This window comes from Mitsuaria sp. CC2 (assembly GCF_048957715.1).
GTDB lineage: Bacteria > Pseudomonadota > Gammaproteobacteria > Burkholderiales > Burkholderiaceae_C > Roseateles.
In genome coordinates this window covers 34,046-56,308 of sequence record NZ_JARVXN010000044.1, presented here as the reverse complement: position 1 = coordinate 56,308, position 22,263 = coordinate 34,046, and the positions used below count along the sequence as shown (strand labels likewise).

Below are 22,263 nucleotides of genomic sequence, written 5' to 3'. Positions count from 1 at the left end.
ACGCGCAGGGCGTGAGCACGGGGCATCTGCTGTCGCTGTCGCGCCATCCGCGCGAGAGCGAGAACGCGCAGTACCTGATCACGGGCACGCAGATCAGCCTGAGCCAGGCGGCCAACGAGGCCGGCTCGGGCGAGACGGGGCTGCGCTGCAGCTTCAACTGCATCCCGGCGGCGCAGCAGTACCGGCCGCCGCGGCGCACGCCGAAGCCGCTGGTGGCGGGGCCGCAGACGGCCATCGTGAGCGGCCCGGCGGGCGAGGAGATCCACACCGACAAGTACGGTCGGGTGAAGGTGCAATTCCACTGGGACCGGCGCGGCAAGAGCGACGAGCGCAGCTCGTGCTGGGTGAGCGTGGCGCATCCGTGGGCGGGGTCCAACTTCGGCGGCATCCACATCCCGCGCATCGGGCAGGAAGTGATCATCGGGTTCATCGAAGGCGACCCGGACGCGCCCATCATCATGGGGCGGACCTACAACGGCGAGAACCTGCCGCCGTGGGACCTGCCGGCCAACGCGACGCAGAGCGGCTTCCTGACGCGTTCGACCAAGGGTGGCAGCTACGGCAACGCCAACGCGATCCGGTTCGAGGACAAGCACGGCGACGAGCAGCTGTGGATCCACGCGGAGAAGAACCAGGACATCGAGGTCGAGAACGACGAGACGCACTGGGTCGGACGGGACCGGACGAAGACGATCGACCGGCATGAGACGGTGTTCGTGAAGGGCAACCGCACGGAGACGGTCGATCTGGACGAGACGATCACGGTGCACAAGAACCGCACCGAGCGCGTCGACCTCGACGAGAAGATCTCCATCGGCATGAACCGCACGGAAGACGTCGGCATCAACGAGACGATCAGCATCGGGTCGAACCGGTCGGTGACGATCGGCGGGAACAAGACCGAGACCATCTCGATGGCGAAGGCCGAGACCATCGGTCTGGCCAAGGCCGAAACCATCGGACTGGGCAAGGCGCTGACGATCGGGGCGGCTTATCAGACCACCGTCGGCGGCTTGATGAACACCAGCGTCGGTTTGACGCAGGGGACCCAGGTCGGCCGCAGCAAGACCACCAGTGTTGGCACGACCTACACCATCACCGCGGGTGACGAGTTCAGTCTGACGGTGGGAAAAGCCAGCATCGTTTTGAAATCGGACGGCACGATCACCATCAACGGCCACGACATCAACGTGCTAGCCGCCGGGCAGTACTTCGGCGAGTCCAAGGGCGACATGCAGCTCAAGGGCAAGAACATCAAGAACAACGCATGAACCCCGCGATGCCCTCGATGTCAGACCTCCCGTCCGCCGCTCCGCCGTCGATGGAGCCTGCCGACGATCGTGGCCAAGCGGGTTCGATGCTCCATGCGTTGATGCGCGGCCACGCGCGCGGACTCGGTGCGTCTTCGCTGCCCGCCACGCCGGATGCCAGTCATTCGATCGTTATCGGTGAGCTCCTTGCATGGTCTGAAGGCGAGGCGCCGCGAGTCCGCTGGGCCGCAGGCCCTCAAGACGGCGTGGAAGCGATGAGCGTGGTCCCTCTTCATGCGGATCATGTGGGCGCGCCGCTGGCGCTGAGTCTTGGCGCGGGTCTCGCCCAACCGCTGATCCTGGGCCTGCTCTGGCAGCCCGGCTCTGACCGGTCGGCGGCGGAACGCGCGCCGGCGGCGGGCGTCCCCGCAGTGATGGTGGAACGCGATGGCGGCCTTGCGGAGGAGGTGGTGATCGGTGCCACGCAACAGCTGACCTTGCATTGCGGCGAAGCGAGCATCACGTTGACGGCCGATGGCCAGATCCTGCTGCGTGGCGAGTACATCAGCAGCCACGCCACCGGCACGCAGCGCATCAAGGGCGCCGCCGTGCGCATCAACTGAGTCGACGTCATGCACGTGGTCAACAACAGTCTCTGCGCGGTGGACGCCACGCAGGCGACCGACAAGCATGGCAAGCCCTGGCTGACCGTGATCGCCAAGGGCACTTACGTGCTGCCCGAACTGGAAGACGGGGCTGAGGCGCCCCTCGCGCTTCGACCGGTGCGCGGCGGCGGGCTGCTCCTCTCGGACGAATTCGTCGATGAGCCCGGCTTCAGCGCGCCGACTTTCGAGGCCGACCTCGCGCCTTTCAAACCGCGCTGCGATCTGCTGTTCAAGGGCAGCGCGCACGCGCCGTTCCGCGATGGCCTGGCCCAACCGGCCTTGTCGGTGGACGTGGCGTTGCGCTTGCAGGACGCCGCGGGACAGGCCCTGGTCGACAAGCGCATCCGCGTCCACGGGGAGCGCCAATGGCAGCGGCAGGGCCGGCAATGGCAACTGTCCGCGCCACAACCCTTCGTGGAGCAGCCGTTGCACTATGGCATCGCCTTCGGAGGCACTTGCTCGTCCGAGTCGATCGGCGTCGACAACCCTGCCATGCGCCATGTCCATCCGATGAACCCTGTGGGTCGCGGGTACGGCCGCGACGCGTTCCTTCGATTGCTGGAGAATGCGCCCGCCCATCGGACCGAGCGCTGGGTAGACGGTCGCCTCGAAGTGGCAGACGGACCCGACGTGGCGCTGCCGCCTGCAGCGTTGGGGCCGCTGGCGCGCGCTTGGCAGCCGCGCCTGCAATGGGCGGGGACCTATGACCAGGTTTGGAAGGACGAGATCTTCCCACTGCTGCCACCGGACTTCGATGACCGTTTCCATCAGGCGGCGCCGGAGGATCAGCAGTTGGACTATCCCCGAGGCGGCGAGGTGATCACCTTGGTCAACCTCGCGGCCTCGGTGGCCCGGACTGCCAGGAACGGCATCGCGCAGTACCGGTTCCGCATACCGAAGCGCCGGATGTCGATGGCCCTCCTGACGCGAGACCGTGAATCGGTGCTGATGGAACCGCACATCGATACCTTGGTGGTCGATACCGATGCGATGCGGCTTCACGTCACCTGGCGCGCGCGAACCCGGCTGCGCCGCAGTCTGCGTGAGGTGCACACCGTGGTCGTCGGCCCTTACAGCAGCCGCTGGTGGTATGGCCAGGTGAGCGGCAATTCGGATTGCGCCACTTGTGGTGGCAGTCGCCCGGCGACGCCGGAGGAGGGGCTCGACGACGTTCCAGCGGCGATCTCGGAGACGCACCCGGCATGAGTGAAACGACTTCGATCGCGGTAGTCTCCGCCGGCGTGGTGAGCGCGGTGGGTCTCACGTGGCCGTCGACCTGCGCCGCAGTGCGCGCGGGACTGGACGGCTTCCGCGAAACGGCATTTGTCGATCAGGTGGGCCAGGCGCTGCTCGGCGCGCGAATTGCCGACGAGTCGCTGGGGTTGAGTGCGGTCGGCGAGGACAGCGTGCATGGCGGCGTGACCCGCCTGGCCACGATCGCAGTCCGGGCGGCTCGGGAAGCCGCGCTCGGTGCGGGCGGGCTGGTCGCGTCCCGCTGCGTCTTCCTCCTCCTGGCGGGCGGCACCGAGAGAGCCGGATATGCCGCCGATGAATTGAAGGACTGCTATGCGGCCTGCGAGCAGGCCCTTGGCCATCGCTTCCACGCCGCCAGCGCGATCCTGCCCTGGGGCGTCGCCGGTCTGGCCGGCGCATTGGAGCGCGCCAAGGCCTCCCTCGCGCTCCCTGATGTCGACCATGTGCTGCTGCTGGGCTTGGATTCGCTGCTGGAAGTGACGGACGTCCAACGCCACCTCTCGCAGGCGCGGCTGCTATCCAGCCAGCAGAGCGACGGATTCATCTCCGGTGAGGCGGGGGCGGCGCTGGTTTTGCGACGCTGGCGCGCGGACGAGGCGGCCAACGGCGCACAGCCGGTGCTGGTGCTGCGCGGATCCGGCGAGTCCCATGAGCCGGCGAGCTTCGAAAGCGGCGAGCCGAACCATGGCAAGGGGCTGGCGCAAGCCTTGCGGGCAGCCCTGGGCAAGGCGGGTCTTCACGCTCATGAGATTCACCACCGGCTGGATACGTCGGCCGGAGAATCCTTCTTCATGGACGAGTCCAGCTATGCATGGTCCCGCGTGCTGCGTGAGCGCGAGCCGCGCGGCTACACGGAGCCGCTGCTGGGCGCCCACGTGGGCCTCTGCGGCGCCGCCCAGGGACCGCTGGCGGTTGCGCTGGCGCTGGACATGATCCGCAAGGGATGGGCCGCGGGCGGCAACTTCCTGTTCCAGGCCGCGGACGCGCGCGAGCGCCGTTGCGCCGTCGTCTTGCAGGGCGTCTGACGCCACCAGCCGTCCACAAGGAATCCGACTTCACCATGCCGCATTTCGTCTTCGCCAACGACAACGAGATCGCCGCCAAGAGCGCGTCCGGCGTGTCGTCCGCCTGTGCGCCGGATGTCTGCTTCAGCCCGGGTCCGCCGCCACCGGGCGTGCCGGTGCCCTACGCCAACACGACGCTGGCAAAAGACCTGGACAACCTCTCGCGCACGGTGTTCTTCAAGGGCACCGGCGCTGCGCTGGAAAAGGACAGCTACTTCGCGACGAGCTATGGCAACGAACCGGCGACGCCTGGGCTCAAGAAGGGCACGGTGAGCGGCCAAATCAAGGGCAAGGGGCACTTCGCGACCTGGTCGATGAACGTCAAGGTCGAAGGCAAGGGGGTGGCGCGGCACCTCGACACGGTCACACACAACCACAACAGCCCGGCCAATGCGCTGGTGCAGAAGTACCGGAGCATCTGGCAGAACGACCACGATTGCGCGAAGGATCGCCAGCAGATGGAGCGGGCCTGCGCCGACAAGGGTGATGAGAAGCGCGCGGCCAAGCAGAAGAGGGCACCGTTCAAGAAGATCGTGCAGGGGGCTGGGAAGATCATCACCATCCCCGATGCCGCCGCCAAGAAGGCCTACGGCTACACCCACAAGAAGGGGGCCGACAACGCATGGATGGAAGATAACTGCGATGGGCTCTGGGTCAAGCCAGCCATGGGCAGCAAGTACTTCCAGAACGCGCAGAAGGAGTTCGAAGGATTCCTCGACAAGATCGCCAACGACAAGATGTTCGTCGCGCAGGCTGTCTTCGGCGAGATCCTTGAGATGGCCAAGGCCCAGTTGAGCCCCTGGTACATGGTGCGAAAGCTCGGCGGACTGGCGCTGCGCTCCGTGGCCAAGAATGTCGTCGGCGGCGCCGCGGCGGTCACCGGGGTCGGCACCGTGGTCACGGCGGGGATGGCCGCGTGGACGGTCGCGGATGTGGTTTCAACGGCGACCGAGCTTGCACAGAAGCTCGGACCGCAGGCGATGGAACACTTGGACGACTTGTTGAATGTCGACAAGTTGCAGGACCTCGCCAAGCAGAAGCTGCAGGAGTATCGCAACAACCCCAGCCAATTCGTCTCCGAGGCGATGACGATGCGGGCGGCGACCGATCCCTGCCTGCGCGCTCGGAAGTGCCAGCTGGTGCCCTACAACCAGACGGGAGCGATCAAGTCTTCCCGCAATGGCACGGGATGCTGTCCGGGGCAGACCGGGCACCATGTCCTGCCTGGCGCGATGTTCGAAGGTCAACCCTGCTATGCAGGGAAACATGGATCGGCTCCTACCATCTGCGTCGAAGGGGTGAACAATAGCCATGGCAGTCATGGATACGTCCACTCGCGTTTGAAGCAGATCATGGACGCGCGAAAGAAGGCGGGGCAGACCACGCTGGACTACGCGACGGCCCGAGACGATGCTGTCGACGCGATCTCGAAGCCGAAACCGATCGCTCCTGCGTCGGACTGCAATCCCGAGTGCCTGAAAAAGCAACTGGACGAGTACTACAAGGACTGCGCAAATGCCAAGCTGCGCGCCCACGACGGGATGGGCGGCGCGGATGCCGACAACTCTGCTGGAGATAACTTCTGATGGGAATTGCGATCGAGACACTCCGACCGCGTATTGCGGGCTACAACCTCATCGACTGTGAAGTCAAGGACAAGGACACGCTCTACCTGCTTGGGCGCGAGGACTACACACAGAGAAAGGGCTGGCGCGATTCGCAGGACGCTCCTCCAGAGGGAAAGCTTGCCAAGCGCATCTTCGTGCTCCGGCTGAACAATGCGGAAGACAAGAAGTGGGGGCACATGCACCTCGCCGGGATGGACACGAGCGTGTGTGCGATGAGCTATGCACCCGAAGAGAAGATTCTCGTCGTCGACGCGGATGCGAAGGTCTGGGCGCAGAACCCGAACTCGAACGGCTTCGAGCCTGGGATTCCCTACAAGGGAAACGGTGGTCTGCTGGCCGGCTCGGTGAATCGGGCAAAGGCCTTCGGAGGCGAGCTGTTGGCCTGTGCCACGCAGCGACAGCTATTCAAGAGAGTCGGACCTTCAAGTTGGGAGCTTGTTGGAGCCGCCATTCCCGTGAGCGAGTCCGATTTCCGAGACTGCGGCTTCCATGACTTCGACCGATTCTCCGAGAACGACGTCTATGCCGTCGGCGGCAGTGGCGATCTTTGGCATTTCGATGGCAAGGCCTGGCGTCGCTGCAAGTTCCCGAGCAACTGGGGCTTGTCTGCGGTGAAGTGCGGGCCCGATGGCAACGTGTACATCGCAGCCAGCACGGTCATTTATCGCGGGGCAGGCGACAAGTGGGAACGGCTGAAGACCAAGGATCAGATGTCGTTGCCTATCAAGGATCTGGTCTGGTACGAAGGCGAACTGTGGGCGACCAGCGACTATGGGATCTGGACGCTGAAGGGCGATGAACTGATCCCTGCCGATGTGCCTTCCGGGGTAAAGGTCTGCTCGGGGAATCTCGCCGTTCGCGACGGCGTGCTCTTGCTCGCCGGCTACGGTGGCGCCGCCTACAAGCGGGACGGACAGTGGACGGAGATCTTCCATGACCACGAGGTGCGCGAGTGGTTCGAAACCAATCGCGACAAGGTCTGGACGCCGCCGAAGTGATGGTTCGAACGCGCTTGGCGAGGGCCCGGACATGACGCACGTTCCCGCTCAATCGGACCACGGGCAACTGCGCGTGATCCCGGCAATCGTGCAGCGCCACGCGGAAGACGCCTCGTTCTACTGGGCCCGCCACGGTGACGCGATCTCCGCCACGGAGCACGACTGGCAGAGTCTCCAGCGCATGGAGCGTCTCCTCGACGCGCATCTCGAGGGCTTGCGTGTTGCACAGCTCGAATCCGCGCAGGCGCGCGCGCCCATCGGCGATGTGGCCTGGTCGGCCGCGAAGACCCGGCTGAACCGGTGGGGCACCAGCGACGAGTCGTTCGTGGCGGGCACACTGGCCTTGCATGCGATGGAGGTCGGCTCGCCGGGCTGGCTGGAAGAACTTCAGGTCCTGGCCCAAGCCCAATCCGAGGCCGGGCGAGGCGATGCGATCGCCATCGGTCTGGCGAGCGCGGCGCGCCGTCGTGGCGACCCGCTGTCCGAGAAGCTCGCCCTGCATTGGTGGCAGCAGGGATCGCCGCTATGGCGACGCGCTGCCTTGATCGCGGCGTATTCGATGCCGACGCTCCAGGCGCCGTTGATCCACGATGCATTGCCCAAGGGCGCCGAGCCATCGGTCATCATCGAGTCTGCCAGACTGGCGGGGGCCTGCGGCATCGCCGAGGCCTTGCCCGCGTTGCTGGCAGTTCTCAATGAACCTTCTTCTTGCATGGAGACCAAGCGCGTCGCCGCGGCGGCGATTGGACGTCTGATCGGGTCCGCGGCCGACGGCGGTGTCGCTTGGCGGCAGGCCGAGGCCGTCCTGCTCGATGCCTGGATCACGGCGCCGGAGCAGGTCGCGGACGAGGAACTGCTCGTCTGGCTCTGGCGCGCCGCGCCCGCGACGACTGTGCCTGCCATCGAGCGAATGTTGGTCGAAGGCAATGAGGATCGACAGCGGTGGCGCGAGGCGCTGCGAGCCATCCGCTTGCAGGGCGATCCGCGCTGGTTGTCGGTGTTGCTGCAGTGCATGGCGCATCAGAGCCAGGAGGATGAAATCCGACGTTTCTTCGTCGAGCCGTCCAGCAATCTGGCCCGCCTCGCAGGCGACGTCTTCGCGCACATCACCGGGGCGCGCATCGGGCATCAGCGCTGGCGTGAGGCGCCGGAGCCCCCCGACGACGCCGACGAGGCAATGGACAACCCCTACGTGCCGGCGGCTGCGAAACGGGACCCGGACGGTGCGCTGCTCTGGCCCGACGTCGAGGTCTTGAGCCGAGAGTGGTCCGCCTTGTCGTCGAGTTTCGACGCCGCCCGCCGATACCTCGGCGGTGAGGCGGTCACCGAATCGTCGTTGCTTCAGATGCTGGGCAACGCGAAGGCCTCTCAGCAGCAACGCTGGCAGGCTGCGCTGCTCCTGCAGCTCGCACGTGGGCCGGGGCCGTGTTTCGATGTCGGCGCGCCGACTCCCGCCCAGGATCGCGCGCTTGCGACGCTGGGCACCACGAGCTGGAACTGGTGAGCCAGAGTGAAGGCATGAACGAACCGTTGAATCCCTGGGATCACGCGCCAGAGATTGCACGGCGCCTGGCGCGTCCTGACGCCGAATTCCTGACCGTGATCGGCGCGTCGGGGTGGTGCAGTCGGTGCCAGGTCTTGCAGCCTCGTTTTGAAACACTGAGTCGCATGCTTCCTCCGCACATCGTCCCGCTCTGGCTGGACCTGGAGGAGCATGCCGAGTTCCTCGACGACTTCATTCCCCCCGATTTGCCGCTGCTGTTGCGGTGGCGTCAGGGCGTCTGTGTTCAGGCCGCGATCGTCGAAGGGATCGAACCGGATGCTGTGCCGTCCGATCGCGTCCAGTTGCGACCTCTGGAGTTTCAGGGCATGCGGCTGCTGGATCCCAATCTCGGCATGACGCTGGAACTGCCGTCGCTCTGGCGAGCGTTCAAGGGCTGAAGGTCCCTCATGGTCTTCTGGCAAGGGCTCCCGAGACAATGCGAAGGCGGAGGCATGTCGTGAGCATTGCGAGTGAGCATCTCCTGCCCCGGATGGCTGGTTTCAACGTCATCGACTGCGCGATAAAGAATCGCGACATCCTTTATCTGCTGGCGCGCGAGGACTACACGCAGCATCCCGGGTGGCGGGATGGGCGGGAGGCGCCCGGAGAAGGGCGCCTGGCGAAACGCCTGCTGAGTCTCAACCTGAAGAATCCTGATGAGAAGAAGTGGGGAATCGGCCACCTTCGCGGTCTGGGCGCGAGCGTCTGTGGCGTTGCCTTCGCCCCCGAGGAGAAAGTCGTCGTGCTGGACAGCACTTCGAAGGCATGGTCCCCCACGCCGGGCAGTGACGGGTTTGAAGGCCCGATTCCGTCCCAGTTCGAAGGCGGAGTGAAGCGAGGCGGCTTCAGTCGCGCTCGCAGCTTCGGCGGTCGGCTCTTCGCCAGCAGCACCGCGCGTCAGCTGTTTGTACGTACCGCGCCGGGGAAGTGGGACCTTGTGGGGGAGCCGATGCCGGAACCCGACGAGTACAAGATCAGCTTTGTCGACTTCGATGGGTTCGGCCCAGAGGATCTCTATGCCGTCGGTGATCCGGGCGACATCTGGCATCTGTCCGGACAGGTCTGGAAGCGCATGAAGTTCCCGAGCAACTGGGGACTGTCCGCCGTCTGTTGCGCCGGGGATGGCAATGTGTACGTTGCGGCCGGTGACCACGTGTTTCGCGGCTTGGGCGACAAGTGGGAGAAGTTGAAAACGAAGGCTCAGATATCGCTCCCGATCAAGGATCTCGTCTGGTACGACGGCGAGTTGTGGGCCACCAATGATTACGGTGTGTGGGTCTTGAAGGACGAAGGCCTGGTCGATGCGGATGTGCCCTCCGGGGTGAAGGTTTGTTCTGGCAATCTCGCCACTCGCGACGGCGTGCTCCTGCTCGCTGGCTACGGTGGCGCCGCCTACAAGCGGGACGGACAGTGGACGGAGATCTTCCATGACCACGAGGTGCGCGAGTGGCTGGAGACCAACCGCGACAAGGTCTGGACGCCGCCGAATTGATGTTCTGAGGTCGCTTGGACTGAATCCTCAACTTGACGATGGCTTTCGCCCAACTCGGGTCGAAGAAGACTGCCTGGACGTCCACCCGGCCCGACGACCCCAATACGGGTTATCGTTCAGCCTCATGACCACCACCTCCATCCTGACGCTCCCCGAGCTCCCGAGCCTCCTCGGCCTGACCGAAGTCGACGCTCCGCTCATCGCCGCCGTGCTCGCGCACACCACGCCCGCCGGCACGCCTGCGCCGACCGAGCTCTCCCAGAAGCGCAAGAAAGAGATTCGCGCCGGCTTCGTGCACCTGAAGGAGGCCGGCGTCGTGCTGTCCTTCTCCCCGCGCGAGACCCACGCGGTCGACTACGGCGAGCCACTGGGCACCGGCACCCACGTGCTGAGCGCGATCTTCTACTACCCTGAAGGCAGCGAGGAAGTCGATCCCTACAAGGGCAACGGCCCCTTCGCGACCACGCCGGTGGACACCCGCGACGCCGCCATCGCCGCCTACGGTGAAGCCGCCGACGGCGAGGAGGAAGAGGGCGTCTTCGAGTGGGAGCAGTGGGAGGTCGAGGGCCGCGAGCTCACCGCCGACTACGCCGACGACGGCGCCGTGCTCACCATCACCGTCTCGATGACGCTGCCGATGTAACGGCTCGAACGTGCGCCGCCGCACCCATCCAGGGCCGTCGGGGCGCACGCGTCACCCACACCGGTGACACGCCTGGGGGCCCGGTATCACCCGTTTACATGGGGTGCCCTCGCGAATGACTTTGGTCGCTTCCGGCGCTCTGCGCACAGGCCTACCGTGACGGACCGATTGCTCAGGTCCGCCCTCACGGTCCGCCCATGGCAGCTCCATTCCGCCTCAAGACCGCCCTCGACGACGATGTCCTCCGCGTCCACGCCTGCGCGTCGCGCGAGGCGCTGAGCGACCTCGGCGAGACCACGCTGACCCTGCTCAGCGAGCGCAAGGACATCCGCGCCTCGGAACTGCTCGGCAAGTCCGCGACGCTGACCATGGCCCTGCGTGACGACGCGCCGCGCCACCTCGCCGGCTACGTCACCCGCTTCGCCCAGACCGGCTTCGAGGGCAAGCACACCGTCTACCAGATGACGATGCGCCCCTGGCTGTGGCTGCTCACGCGCACCGCCGACTGCCGCATCTTCCAGGAGATGACCGTCCCCGACATCGTCAAGGCGGTCTTCGACGACCACCCGGTCGCCCGCCATGAGTTCAAGCTGATGCGCGCCTACCGGCCCTGGACCTACTGCGTCCAGTACCGCGAGACCGACTTCAATTTCGTCGCCCGGCTGCTCGAGAACGAGGGCATCTACTGGTACTTCACCCACGACGAGTCCGGCCACACGCTGGTCCTGACCGACGCCGCCTCCGCCCACGACTGCGCCCCCGGCTGCGAGACGCTGCCGTTCTACGGCGGCACGAACAACGCGCCGCCCGAACTCGAATACGTCGACACCTGGGTCACGCAGGAGAGCCTCAAGCCCGGCAAGGTCGTCATCACCGACTACGACTTCGAGCGGCCCTCGACCTCGCTGGAGGCCAAGCTGGACCGCGCCCGCGACTACGACCTGTCCGACGGCGAGGTCTTCGACTACCCCGGCGGCTACGTGCAGGGCAGCGACGGCGCGCAGTACGTCGAGGACCGCCTCGACGAGATCCAGACCGCCTTCGCCCGCTTCGACGGCGACACCAACGCCCAGGGCGTGCGCACCGGCCACCTGCTGTCCCTGAGCCGCCATCCGCGCGACGACCAGAACGCCAAGTACCTCATCACCGGCACGATCACGCAGATGCGCCAGGCGTCGACCGAGTCGGCCTCCGGCGAGTCCGAGCTGCGCTGCCGCTTCAACGCCATCCCCGCCGACCAGCAGTTCCGTCCCGAGCGCCGCACGCCCAAGCCGATGGCGCCCGGCCCACAGACCGCGATCGTCACGGGGCCTTCGGGCGAGGAGATCTTCACCGACAAGTACGGCCGCATCAAAGTGCAGTTCCACTGGGACCGCCGCGGTCAGCGCAACGAGACCAGCTCCTGCTGGATCCGCGTCTCGCAACCCTGGGCCGGCAAGGGCTGGGGCGGCGTGTCCATCCCGCGGATCGGGCAGGAGGTCGTCGTCGACTTCGTCGAGGGCGACCCCGACCAGCCGCTCATCACCGGCCGCGTCTACAACGCCGAGCAGATGCCGCCGTACGCGCTGCCGGCCGCCGCCGTCATCAGCGGTCTGAAGTCCAAGACCCACAAGGGCGCCGGCTACAACGAGATGTCCATGGACGACACCGCCGGCAAGGAGATGATCACGATCCACGGCCAGTACGACATGGCCACCACGATCGAGCACGACCAGACCTCCACCATCCACAACAACCGCACCGACACGGTCGACGTGGACGACTCGGAGACCGTGGGCAACAACCAGACGCAGACCGTCGGCGTGAACCAGACGATCAGCGTCGGATCGAACCGCTCGAAGACGGTCGGCGCCAACGAGACCACCTCCGTCGGCGCCAGCCGCACCGAGACCGTCGGCGCGGCCGAGACCATCACCATCGGCGCGCATCGCACCGAGACCGTCAACGGCGGCGAGACGGTGACGATCAACGCCGGCCAGACGGTCACCGTCAACGGCGTGCGCAGCCACACCGTCAACGGCGCGCAGACGACCACGATCTCCATCGCCGAGGCGCACACTGTCGGCGCGGGCCGCATGCACACGGTGGGCGCGGCCGAGGCGATCAACGTCGGCGGCGCGCAGATGGTCTCCATCGGCGGGCTGCAGCGGGTCAACGTCGGCGCGCTGCAGTCCATCGGCGTCGGCGGACCGCACAAGCTGTCGGCCGCCACCATCGGCCAGACCGCCAAGGGCACCTACAAGACCAAGGCCGGCGGCAGCGCCACGATCGAGGCCCCCTCGATCACGCTCAAGGCCGGCGGCAGCAAGATCGTGATGGACTCGAGCGGGATCACCATCTCCGCGTCCAAGATCACCATCAAGGCCAGCGGCACCGTGGGCATCAAGGGCAGCGGCGGCGTCGCCGTCAAGGGCGCCAAGATCGGAGAGAACTGACATGGCCGAGCAAGCTGACAACGCGGGACCGATGGGCGCGGCCCCCCCGCCCAACCGCCGTCGCGGCGACCCGACCCGCGCGGCCGTCGCCGCCGCGGAACACCTCATGGACCGCGTGCGGCTGGTCGACGCCGGCGTGCTGGTCGGCATGTTCTGCGGCTTCGACGCGCAGGGCCGCTTCCTGGTCCGCATGGCCAAGGGCCTGCCGCCCGTGGTCGCGATGTCCGTCGTCGGCCTGAAGGTCGAGGACGAGGGCGACGAGGTCATCGTGTCGCTCGAACGCGGCGACCCGAGCCGACCGGTCATCCTGGGCCGCGCGATGCGGCATGCGGAACCGGAGGTCGCGCCCCGGGCGGCCCCCGTGGAGACCGAGGTGGAGACCGCGTTGGAAACGGCGGTGGAGGGGCTCGATCCGCAGCCCGGCGTGGCGTTGACGCGCCGCGGCCAGACCGTCACTGTCGACGGCGAGCGCGTCGTGCTCAACGGTGCGAAGCAGGTGGAGCTGCGCTGCGGCGAGGCCAGCATCGTGCTGACCGCCGCCGGCAAGATCCTGATCCGGGGCACCTACGTGCTGAGCCGCTCCAGCGGCGCGAACCGCATCAAGGGTGCGTTCGTCGACATCAACTGACGGTCCTCGACCCCGTCAGGATTCCCCATGTGGCAACTGCAGAACCGCACGCCGTTCGCCGCCGAGCGCGGCTGGGTGCGCGATCGCGACGGCACCGAGATCTGGCTGGTGGCCGTGAAGGCGAGCTTCACGCTGCAGCCGGACGGCACGCCGCGCGTGGCCGAGACGCAGCCCGAGGTGCTGCGCGGCCCGGCGCATCGCGGCGACGCGGCCTCGACCAGCCTGACGGCGGACGCGGACCTGATCCGTACCAAAACAGCGACCGACGTCATCGTCGACGGCCAGGCGCATGCGCCCGGCGGTATGCCGGTGACGGAGCTCGACGTCGGCGTGGCGGTGGGCGGTCGCGCGAAGGTCCTGAAGGTCTTCGGCGATCGCGTCTGGGAGGGCCGGAGCATCGGCCGGCCGGCGCCTTTCACGCGCATGCCGGTCGTGTGGGAGCGCGCCTTCGGCGGCGTCGATCCGGAGGCCGAGCCCGCGAACTGGGACGAGCGCAATCCGCTGGGGCGGGGTTATGCGGTCGCCGGCGACCACGTCGACGGCCGGCCGCTGCCCAACATCGAGGACCCCGATCACCTGATCCGCGGCTGGAAGGACCGGCCCGTGCCGGTGGGTTTCGGCGCGCTGTGCAGCCACTGGACCGAGCGCCGCCGCTTCGCCGGCACCTACGACGACCGATGGCAGCGCGAGCGCCTGCCGCTGCTGCCGGACGACTTCGACGACCGGCACTACCAGTGCGCGCCGCCGGACCAGCAGCACCCGGGTTTCCTGCGCGGCGGCGAGCCGGTCGCACTGCTGAACCTGACGCCGGGCGGCGGCCAGTGGCGCTTCGCGCTGCCGCGCGTGTTCCTCGGCCTGGAGACCTTCTTCAACGACGGCCATCGCGAGGTCCACACGCCGCCGCGGCTGCACACCGTGATCCTCGCGCCCGACGAACGCCGGGTCTCGCTGGTGTTCCACAGCGCGCTGCCCTGCCATCCGCGCGTGCTCAAGCTGGAGCGCACGCGCATCTGGCTCAAGCAGGACCTGCGCGACGGCGTGCTCGGCGCGCCGGAGCCCGAAGGCGTCGATGCCGACGGCCGTCGGACGGAGGCGGTCTGACATGCCTCAGCAAACAAGGGCTCCCGTGTCGCCAAGCTCTTCGGCCTCTTCGGCCCAGCCGGCGCTGCGCGTGCTGGCGATCGGCGCCTTCACGCCGGTGGGCGGCGATGCGCGGTCGACCGCCGCCGCAGTGCGTGCCGGGTTGTGCGGCTTCCGCGAGCACGCCTACATGATCGACACCGCCGGCGAGCCGATGCGCGTGGCGCAGGTGGCAGGCGTCGATGCCGGCCTGCGCGGCGCTGAGCGACTGGTGGCGCTCCTGGCGCCAGCGTTGACGGAGGCGCTGTCGGACCTTCTCGTGCCGACGCGCCCGGACACCGGCCTCCAGGACGGGCGCATCGGCGTCGCCGTCGCTGGGCCGCCGGCCCGTCCGGGAGGTCCCGGCGCAGTGGCCGAGTCGGCCGGCGCGGCCGACGCGACCGACGCCTTGCGCGCGCTGTGCCGCGACCGCCTCGGCACCCGGCTTGGCCCGTTCCAGTTCTTCGCCAGCGGCCATGCGGGCGGCTTCGAGGCGCTCGACCAGGCGCGCACGTGGCTGCGCGCCGGCCAGGCCGATGCCGTCGTCGTCGCGGGTGTGGACTCGTATCTGGCGCCGGAGACGCTCGAATGGCTCGAGGCCGAGGAGCAGCTCCACGGGGCGGGGCCCTTGAACAACGCCTGGGGCTTCATCCCGGGCGAGGCGGCGGGCGCGCTGCTGCTGGCGACTGCCGGCACGGCGGTGTCGGGCGGCTGGGCCGATGTGCTCGCGGTCGGACTCGGCCGCGAATCGAAGTTGAACAAGAGCGGCGAGGTCTGCATCGGCGAAGGCCTGACGCAGGCGCTGCGCCGCGCGCTGGATGAAGTGGCGGGAGCAGGGGTGATCGACAACGTGGTCTGCGACATGAACGGCGAGGCGTACCGCGCCGATGAATACGGCTTCTGCGGCTTGCGCGTGCGCGACCGGCTGCGCGATCCGACCGACTTCCTCGCGCCGGCGGACTGCTGGGGCGACGTGGGCGCGGCGGGCTTGCCGCTGCATCTGCTGCTGGCGGCCTCGGCCTGCCGCAAGGGCCATGCGAAGGGACCGCTGACGCTGCTCTGGGGCAGCTCCGACGGCGGCGGGCGCGGCGCGGCGGTGATCCGCGCCGACGTGGCGGTGCGGGCATGACGATGGACAACGCCCGCATCGAGGCCGGTCTCCCAGCGCCGGTGACCGCCGACCAGATCGAGACCTACCGCGACGAGGCGGCCTTCCTCTGGACGCAGCGTCGCGACGCGCTGGACGCACCGCATTACTCGGTGCAGCAGTTCGCCGATCTGGACGAACAGCTGGCCGCGCAGATCGACGGTCTGGCCGAAGCCGGCGAGGAGGCCTGGCCGCCGTGCCAGGCCGCGCTGGTCAACGACTGCGCGGAGGACTTCTTCGTCGCCGGGGTACTGGCGCTCAACGGACGGCCGGACGACTGGCCGGCGCTGGTGCGACGCGCCAAGGAAGCGCCCGAGGCGGCGCCAGGTCTTGCCTCTGCGCTGGGCTGGGTCGGCGCGAACGAGGCGCTCAAGGCCGAAGCGCTGATGCCGCCCGAGGACTCGCTGAGCCGGCGCCTGACGCTGGAGGCCTACGGCGCGCACCGGCTGGACGCGGGCGAGCGCTGGGCGGTGTCGATGCGCTCGACCAATGCCGGCGAGCGCGCGCGGGCGTTGCGGCTGGCGGGCGAGCTCGGACGCGTCGAGGGGCTGGAGCCGGTGCTCGAGCTGATTGGCGACGAGAAGAGCGAGCCGCGTTACTGGGCGCTGTGGGCCGGCGTGCTGCTGGGCGATCGGGGCAAGGCGCTGGCCGCGCTGACTGGCGCCGCGCTGCGGCCGGGCACGCGGCAGATGGACGCGTTCCGGCTGGCGGTGCTCGCGCTGCCGGTGCAGGAGGGCCATCGCCTGCTGGTCGAGGCCGAGACCATGGCGGGCGCGGCGCGGCTGCGCATCATCGGCGCGGGCCTGTCGGGCCAACTGCGCTACGTGCCGTGGCTGATCGACCAGATGGCCAAGCCCGCGTCGGCGCGCATCGCGCTGGAGGCCTTCTGCCTGATCGCCGGCGCGGACGTGAATATCGACGGCCTGGAAGCGCCGCCGCCGGAGGACCATGAGGAAGGCCCGAACGAGGACCCGGAGGACGACGACGTCGAAGTGCCGGTGGACGTCGCGCTGCCGTGGCCGCATGTCGAGCAGGTGCGGGCCTGGTGGCTGGCGCACCAGTCGCGGCTGCCGACGCTGTCGCCGGACGGCCGGCTGTTCCTCGGCCAGCCGCTGAGCGAAGTGCACTGCCTGCGCGTGCTGCACGGCGGACAGCAGCGGGCGAGGGCGCTCGCCGCGCTGCACCTGTGCCTGCTGCGGCCGGGGACGCCGCTGTTCCCGGTGGATGCGCCGGCGTGGCGGCAGCGAAGGCTGCTGGATCGTCTCGGTGGGGGGTGAGGCCATGTCGATCACGATCCAGGTCAACGGTACGGTCAACACGCTGGTCCACAAGTTCAGCAATGGCATCAGCGTGGCCACCATCCCCGATGTCTGCAAGACGCCCAGTCCTGGCGGGCCGGTGCCCATCCCCTATCCCAACATCGCCCAGTCCATCACGCTGTCCGACGGCACGACCTCGGTCCGTGGCGACAAGACCATGGCGGCGGTCAAGGGCTCGAAATTCGCGCTGTCCAACGGCGACAACGCCGGCGTCGCGGGTGGTGTGAAGTCCAGTACCTTCATGAAGGAAGCCACGTGGATCCTGTACTCCTTCGACGTCAAGCTGAACAAGAAGAACGCGGCGCGGCTGACCGACAAGATGTTCCACAACCACGAGAACGCGGCCAACCTGGCGGGCGTCGTGCAGGCACTCGGCGGCGTGACTGACGCGGATCTGCAGAAGCTGGCTGAAGACTGCAACGACGCCATCAACCGCAAGGCGGGCTACAGCCCGTCGAATCCCCCAAAGGGCAAGGCCTGCACGGCGCTCGGTTCAAGCAAGCACCAGTGCTGCGAGGACTCGATCAACGAGTACAACAAGAAGAATCCCAATTCGCCGCTGCGTTCGGAGGTGGCGTTCAACCGGCAGGGCCAGGCGCTGGAGGGCGTCGCTCGCAAGGCCCGCGACGAAGCCCGCAAGGTCTACGAGACCAGCGTCGCCCTGGTGGGGCGCTCACTGGTGCGGCGCTGGGGCGACGTGTTCAAGAACGCGTTGAAGGCGGCCGGCGGCATGGGCAACTTCGTCGCCGATGTGCTCGTGCTGAAGGACCCCAAGCTCCCCATCACCAAGGACAACATCGCCAAGGCGATCGACTTCAAGTTCAACTGCGGCGGCAAGGGGAAGATGTCCAACAAGCAGCAGCGGGCCTATGGGCGCTACACCGGCGACGGCCAGCCGACGGTGATCCATTCGGCCTGGAACAAGGCCGGGAAGGTGGTGTCGTCGGTCACGAAGCTGCCGTCGCTTCCGCCGCTGCCGGTTTGAAGGCGCCGACCATGCCGCCCGTGCGCATGACCTTGACCGCCGCTGCGTTCTGCGTAGGTCCGCTGGAAGACTTCGTCGCCTGGGCGGAGCGCGCCAGCAGTGCGTGGTTGACCTCCCCGCTGTGGCGGTCGCTGCCCGGCGCCGCGATGATCGGTGCGGGCGCGGGTCGCTATCGGAGTGCGGAGGCCGGGCAATTCCTCGCGCACATTGCCGCGTGGCGGCGCTCGCATACAGGGCGGGCGCGGCGCCTGTTCTCCGCCGAGTATTGCGCCGGCACGGATCCGATGGCGGCCGAGCAATCGGTCGAGTTCGTCGCCGACGCCGATGCGGCAGTGGCCGGCAGCCCGGTGCGGCACTGGTGGCAGGCCGAGCTCTCGATCGATGCGCTGCGCGCGCAGCCGCGTTGGCCGGACCATCTGGAGGCGCTGATGGGCGTCCTGCTGGCGGGTCCGCTGGAGAGCGGCTATCTGGCGCCCGCGTTGGCGAGTCCACGCGACCCCGACGATGAGCCCTCCGCCGGCACTGGCGGCTGGGGCTTGCGCGTGCCACCCCTGGACGTGTCGACCAACGGCGCGACACGCCTGGAGATCGGCGGGCGCTGCCGGGGTGCGCGCTGGATGGTGCTGCTCGACGATGCCTTGGTCGAACGCGCGGGCGGCGAAGAGGAACTCGTCGGTCTACGCGCCGCGGGCGTGGTGGCCGCATCGGCACGCGGGCGATGGCGTCTGCAGGTTCCCGGCTCGCCGTTTGCCGGCTGGGTTCACGACGGTCCGACTGCCGCGCAGTACGGCGCGATGGCCCGGTTCCTCGAACCGATGACGCTTTTCGACGACCTGGCGCTGCAACGGGCCCGCTTCGCCGACAACGCCGACCTGCTGGACCGCTACGAACGACGCTTCCTTCATGAACTGCATTGAGGTCCGCCGCGCATGACCCTGTCGACTGCCTATGAGCTGCCGTTCGAGTTCCTCCTGTCCGAGGAGCCCCTGTTCGGCCCGGATGTCACGACGCATCTGCGCTTCGTGGTGAACGACGAGTTGCCGATGGACGAGGTCCGTCCGCTGCTGCATGGCAAGCTGATGAACTTCGGGGTGCTCGGTGCGACCGGTGCTCTGGGCGTGCTGCCGGCAAGCGACTTCGATCCGATGACGCCGCTGTTCAAGTCCGTCCGGGTGGGCAAGGACGATTTCGCGTGGAAGCTCAAGGGGTGGCCGGCGGTGGACGGCGCCGTGTCGGTCCTGGCGAGCCAGTTCATGGGCAGCGACGTCGTCACCTTGCTGCGGCGGATCGAGGTGTCCGGCGATGGCCGGGCCTGCCGGTACCGGTTGGCGAAGGAGACAACGCTCGATCACGCCTATCCCGCGACGATGCCGTTGCCGTTCGAGGCGGAGATCTCGCACGAAGGCCAGGACCAGTTCGAATTGGACCTGACCTTTGACGGCATCCCTCCGGACGATGCCAAGGCGGGCATCGACGAGCTGTTGCGGTTCTGGGCCCACGCCGCCTCATCGGGGGCCTACGGGGTTGCGCCCGTCGATCCGCTGAAGTGCGGTTTCCAGTACGACGAGGAGATCGACTGGCTGGACAACCGGCTGACCTGGAGCCTGTGGCGGTTCCGGGCGCACCCGGACCTGCTCGACGGACTGCTCGGCCTGTGCGGTACCTTCCACGCGCAGTTGTGGCCCGTGCTTCGCAGCCGGATCGACTGACGCCATGCCGGTCACCATCAAGGTCAACGGAACGGTCAACTCGCTGGTGCACAAGTTCAGCAACGGCATCAGCGTCGCGACCATCCCCGACGTCTGCAAGACCCCCAGCCCGGGAGGTCCCGTGCCGATCCCGTATCCCAACATCGCCCAGTCGATCACGCTGTCCGACGGCACGACGACGGTCAAGGGCGACAAGACGATGGCGGCCATCAAGGGATCGAAGTTCGCGATGTCCAACGGGGACAACGCCGGCACGCTGGGCGGGGTCAAGTCCAGCACCTTCATGAAGGAGGCGACCTGGATCCTGTATTCCTTCGACGTCAACCTGAACGGGAAGGGCGCCGCGCGGTTGACGGACAAGATGTTCCACAACCACGAGAACGCGGCCAATCTGGCGGGCGTCGTGCAGCAGGCGCTGATGGACGCGGGCCTGACGGAGGCCGAGGCCAACGCGATCTGCCAGGCGCTGTGCGAGACGCAGGCCGAGTACGACAAGGGCAAGCTGCGCGGATCCGGTCGCGCGTCCAAGGACTTCGAGGACCGCCTGAACAAGCTGAAGCAGGAGGGCAAGCTGGGCGAGGGCATCTCGCCGGAACAGCCCTACTTCATGCCCACCGATCTGAGGAAGCCGCCCGTGCCCATCGAGCCGATGATGGAGGGCAACGTGCTGGACAAGCTGGTCAATACGCTACTCTCGCTCAACGGCTCGCACCCGCCGGTCGAGCTGAATGCCGCCGGAGAACCTTCCCGCAATTTCATCCGTCAGGTGTGCTCACTGTTCAAGGATCACCCCTCGCAGAGGACCGTGCGCTTTCCCGATCTGGTCGTCGACCGTGCCGGCAAGCGGCAGATCTTCGATGCCAAGTTCAATTACGAGAAGATCCTCGGGCCCGGCAAGCGCGACAAGTTCTCCGACGACCAGATCTCCGCGTATCGTCGGATCTCGAAGCCGCCCGGTCAGGAGCCCACCCCCATGACGCCCGAGGACTGCGGATGCCCGGGCTATACCAAGTAGGCCAGCGAGCCCAGGCAAGCAGGCGAAACAGAGACGGCGACGCCACGAGCGGCCTCGTCGACAGGACAATCGACAACATGAGCCCACAGGAAGAGACTATCGTTTTCAGCGATGGCGATGAAGTGCTGGCGTTGCGCACGCTGGGCGCCACCCTGTTCTTCGATACCGGCCCCAAGGCCGAGGGCGTACTGCCGGCCCTGCTCGCGACCCTGGAGCGGGTGCTGCCGCAGGCACGCTGGGTGCGCGCGGGCAGTGCGCGCCGCAACCAGGCCGTGTCGGCAACGACGGCGCAGAAGCTGCGAACGCTGGCCGAGGATGCCGCGCGACAGCGCACGGACCTGTCCATCGTGATCGACTCGGGGGAGGTCGGGGACGGCGTCGGCCCCTGGGCGCTGAAGTACTCGTGCTCCCCGAGCTACGACGGCCAGATCGTCGGCTACCTGCAGGTCCACATGCCGGTCACGGAGCCGGCACAGCGTCTTCGGGACTGGGTCGCGGATGCCGTGGGCCGATCGGGCTTCCTGCACGGCTATGGCGGACTGGCGCTCAACTTCGACCACAACGACATTAACCGCGCGCGCGGCAAGGCGCTTCACGCCCATGTGATGCGGTACGCCGGCGTGTCGCTGAGCGATCTGATCGCCGAGAAGGAAAACCTGCAGACCGAGCTCAAGGGCGCGCAATGGCTGACCTACGTCGGCGACGCGATGCTGGCACGTGACCCGGACGCGGCCAAGGCGCTGTCCGGGCATCCTGGCGCCGCGCGCATCGGCGCCGGCGTGCTGGTGCAGGCCGCGGCCGAGCCGCTGGAGGGGGACGTGAACCGCGGGGCGGACCTGAGCGCCTATCGACGCGTCAACGCGCTGCTCGCGCCCTGGCTGGTCGACAACCTTTTCCCGCTGCCGGGGTTTCCGGACGAGGAGGCGACACGCGAATGGCTGCATCGCCTCCGGCCCTGATGTGCCACGGCCGCCTCGTGACCATGCTCCGCGGCCGGATCGACTGACGCCATGCCGGTCACCATCAAGGTCAACGGAACGGTCAACTCGCTGGTCCACAAGTTCAGCAACGGCATCAGCGCGGTGACCATTCCCGACGTCTGCAAAACCCCGCCCGGCGATGCCTGCCATCCAGCGGCTGTATGACGGCTTCATGCAACGGTATGGCGCCAGCATCCGACTGTGAGGCGACCACGACGACCAGCAACAGAAACGATCGGTTGCCGGCGTATCAGACTGTTGCGAAGGCGCTCCGACCGATCTGGGGCAGCGATGACTGCCAGGGCGGGATCAGCTATCCAACGACGGATTCAGAGTTGGGGGACTGCTGGGTCGCGCAAGTCTTCTAACGCGGCCTGGGGGAGGGCATC

Annotated in this window: 21 protein-coding genes; all 21 read left to right on the top strand. The window is 67.6% G+C overall.

The window, feature by feature from the left end; translation table 11 throughout:
* Nucleotides 1-1,271 (top strand): type VI secretion system Vgr family protein (locus PV762_RS27605; protein WP_421038204.1); only part of this gene is annotated, 1,271 nt, incomplete at its 5' end.
* Entirely contained in the window at nt 1,268-1,873 is a 606-nt protein-coding gene (locus PV762_RS27600) for a DUF6484 domain-containing protein (protein WP_421038203.1), read from the top strand. The genes PV762_RS27605 and PV762_RS27600, both read left to right, overlap by 4 nt.
* Before the next feature lie 9 nt (nt 1,874-1,882).
* The gene (locus PV762_RS27595; RefSeq protein WP_421038202.1) at nt 1,883-3,121 is read left to right on the top strand and encodes a DUF2169 family type VI secretion system accessory protein; all 1,239 of its coding nucleotides are present in this window, start codon (nt 1,883-1,885) and stop codon (nt 3,119-3,121) included.
* Nucleotides 3,118-4,194, top strand: coding sequence for a hypothetical protein (locus PV762_RS27590; protein ID WP_421038201.1), 1,077 nt, complete (start codon nt 3,118-3,120; stop codon nt 4,192-4,194). The genes PV762_RS27595 and PV762_RS27590 overlap by 4 nt, the downstream gene beginning before the upstream one ends.
* 35 nt (nt 4,195-4,229) lie before the next feature.
* The gene (locus PV762_RS27585) at nt 4,230-5,819 is read left to right on the top strand and encodes a PAAR-like domain-containing protein (RefSeq protein WP_421038200.1); all 1,590 of its coding nucleotides are present in this window, start codon (nt 4,230-4,232) and stop codon (nt 5,817-5,819) included.
* Nucleotides 5,819-6,859, top strand: coding sequence for a hypothetical protein (locus PV762_RS27580; protein WP_421038199.1), 1,041 nt, complete (start codon nt 5,819-5,821; stop codon nt 6,857-6,859). Before PV762_RS27585 ends, PV762_RS27580 begins: the two co-directional genes overlap by 1 nt.
* Before the next feature lie 31 nt (nt 6,860-6,890).
* A complete protein-coding gene (locus PV762_RS27575; protein WP_421038198.1) occupies nt 6,891-8,363 on the top strand; it encodes a hypothetical protein in 1,473 nt (490 codons plus the stop codon).
* A 14-nt stretch (nt 8,364-8,377) separates the two neighbouring features.
* Complete coding sequence (locus PV762_RS27570; protein ID WP_421038197.1) at nt 8,378-8,800, top strand: thioredoxin; 423 nt, start codon at nt 8,378-8,380, stop codon at nt 8,798-8,800.
* 59 nt (nt 8,801-8,859) lie between these two features.
* Nucleotides 8,860-9,894 (top strand): hypothetical protein, encoded by a 1,035-nt coding sequence (locus PV762_RS27565; protein ID WP_421038196.1) that lies wholly within the window; start codon nt 8,860-8,862, stop codon nt 9,892-9,894.
* A 124-nt stretch (nt 9,895-10,018) separates the two neighbouring features.
* A complete protein-coding gene (locus PV762_RS27560; protein WP_421038195.1) occupies nt 10,019-10,537 on the top strand; it encodes a hypothetical protein in 519 nt (172 codons plus the stop codon).
* Between the two features lie 197 nt (nt 10,538-10,734).
* Complete coding sequence (locus PV762_RS27555) at nt 10,735-12,972, top strand: type VI secretion system Vgr family protein (RefSeq protein ID WP_421038194.1); 2,238 nt, start codon at nt 10,735-10,737, stop codon at nt 12,970-12,972.
* A gap of 1 nt (nt 12,973) precedes the next feature.
* Complete coding sequence (locus PV762_RS27550) at nt 12,974-13,600, top strand: DUF6484 domain-containing protein (RefSeq protein WP_421038193.1); 627 nt, start codon at nt 12,974-12,976, stop codon at nt 13,598-13,600.
* A gap of 27 nt (nt 13,601-13,627) precedes the next feature.
* Nucleotides 13,628-14,701, top strand: coding sequence for a DUF2169 family type VI secretion system accessory protein (locus PV762_RS27545; RefSeq protein WP_421038192.1), 1,074 nt, complete (start codon nt 13,628-13,630; stop codon nt 14,699-14,701).
* Nucleotides 14,702-14,726: 25 nt separating this feature from the next.
* Entirely contained in the window at nt 14,727-15,848 is a 1,122-nt protein-coding gene (locus PV762_RS27540; RefSeq protein WP_421038191.1) for a beta-ketoacyl synthase N-terminal-like domain-containing protein, read from the top strand.
* Nucleotides 15,845-17,143, top strand: coding sequence for a TIGR02270 family protein (locus PV762_RS27535; protein ID WP_421038190.1), 1,299 nt, complete (start codon nt 15,845-15,847; stop codon nt 17,141-17,143). The genes PV762_RS27540 and PV762_RS27535 overlap by 4 nt, the downstream gene beginning before the upstream one ends.
* Before the next feature lie 4 nt (nt 17,144-17,147).
* Nucleotides 17,148-18,170, top strand: coding sequence for a DUF4150 domain-containing protein (locus tag PV762_RS27530; RefSeq protein WP_421038189.1), 1,023 nt, complete (start codon nt 17,148-17,150; stop codon nt 18,168-18,170).
* 11 nt (nt 18,171-18,181) lie between these two features.
* Nucleotides 18,182-19,087, top strand: a complete 906-nt coding sequence (locus PV762_RS27525) for a type VI immunity family protein (RefSeq protein WP_421038188.1) — start codon at nt 18,182-18,184, stop codon at nt 19,085-19,087.
* A gap of 12 nt (nt 19,088-19,099) precedes the next feature.
* On the top strand, nt 19,100-19,879 hold the full coding sequence (locus PV762_RS27520; protein WP_421038187.1) for a hypothetical protein: 780 nt from the start codon (nt 19,100-19,102) through the stop codon (nt 19,877-19,879).
* Between the two features lie 4 nt (nt 19,880-19,883).
* Nucleotides 19,884-20,894 carry a DUF4150 domain-containing protein gene (locus PV762_RS27515; protein ID WP_421038186.1) on the top strand — a complete coding sequence of 337 codons (1,011 nt, stop codon included), beginning with the start codon at nt 19,884-19,886 and terminating at the stop codon, nt 20,892-20,894.
* Between the two features lie 77 nt (nt 20,895-20,971).
* A complete protein-coding gene (locus PV762_RS27510; RefSeq protein WP_421038185.1) occupies nt 20,972-21,853 on the top strand; it encodes a type VI immunity family protein in 882 nt (293 codons plus the stop codon).
* A 51-nt stretch (nt 21,854-21,904) separates the two neighbouring features.
* Nucleotides 21,905-22,039 carry a hypothetical protein gene (locus tag PV762_RS27505; RefSeq protein WP_421038184.1) on the top strand — a complete coding sequence of 45 codons (135 nt, stop codon included), beginning with the start codon at nt 21,905-21,907 and terminating at the stop codon, nt 22,037-22,039.
* Nucleotides 22,040-22,263 lie beyond the last annotated feature (224 nt).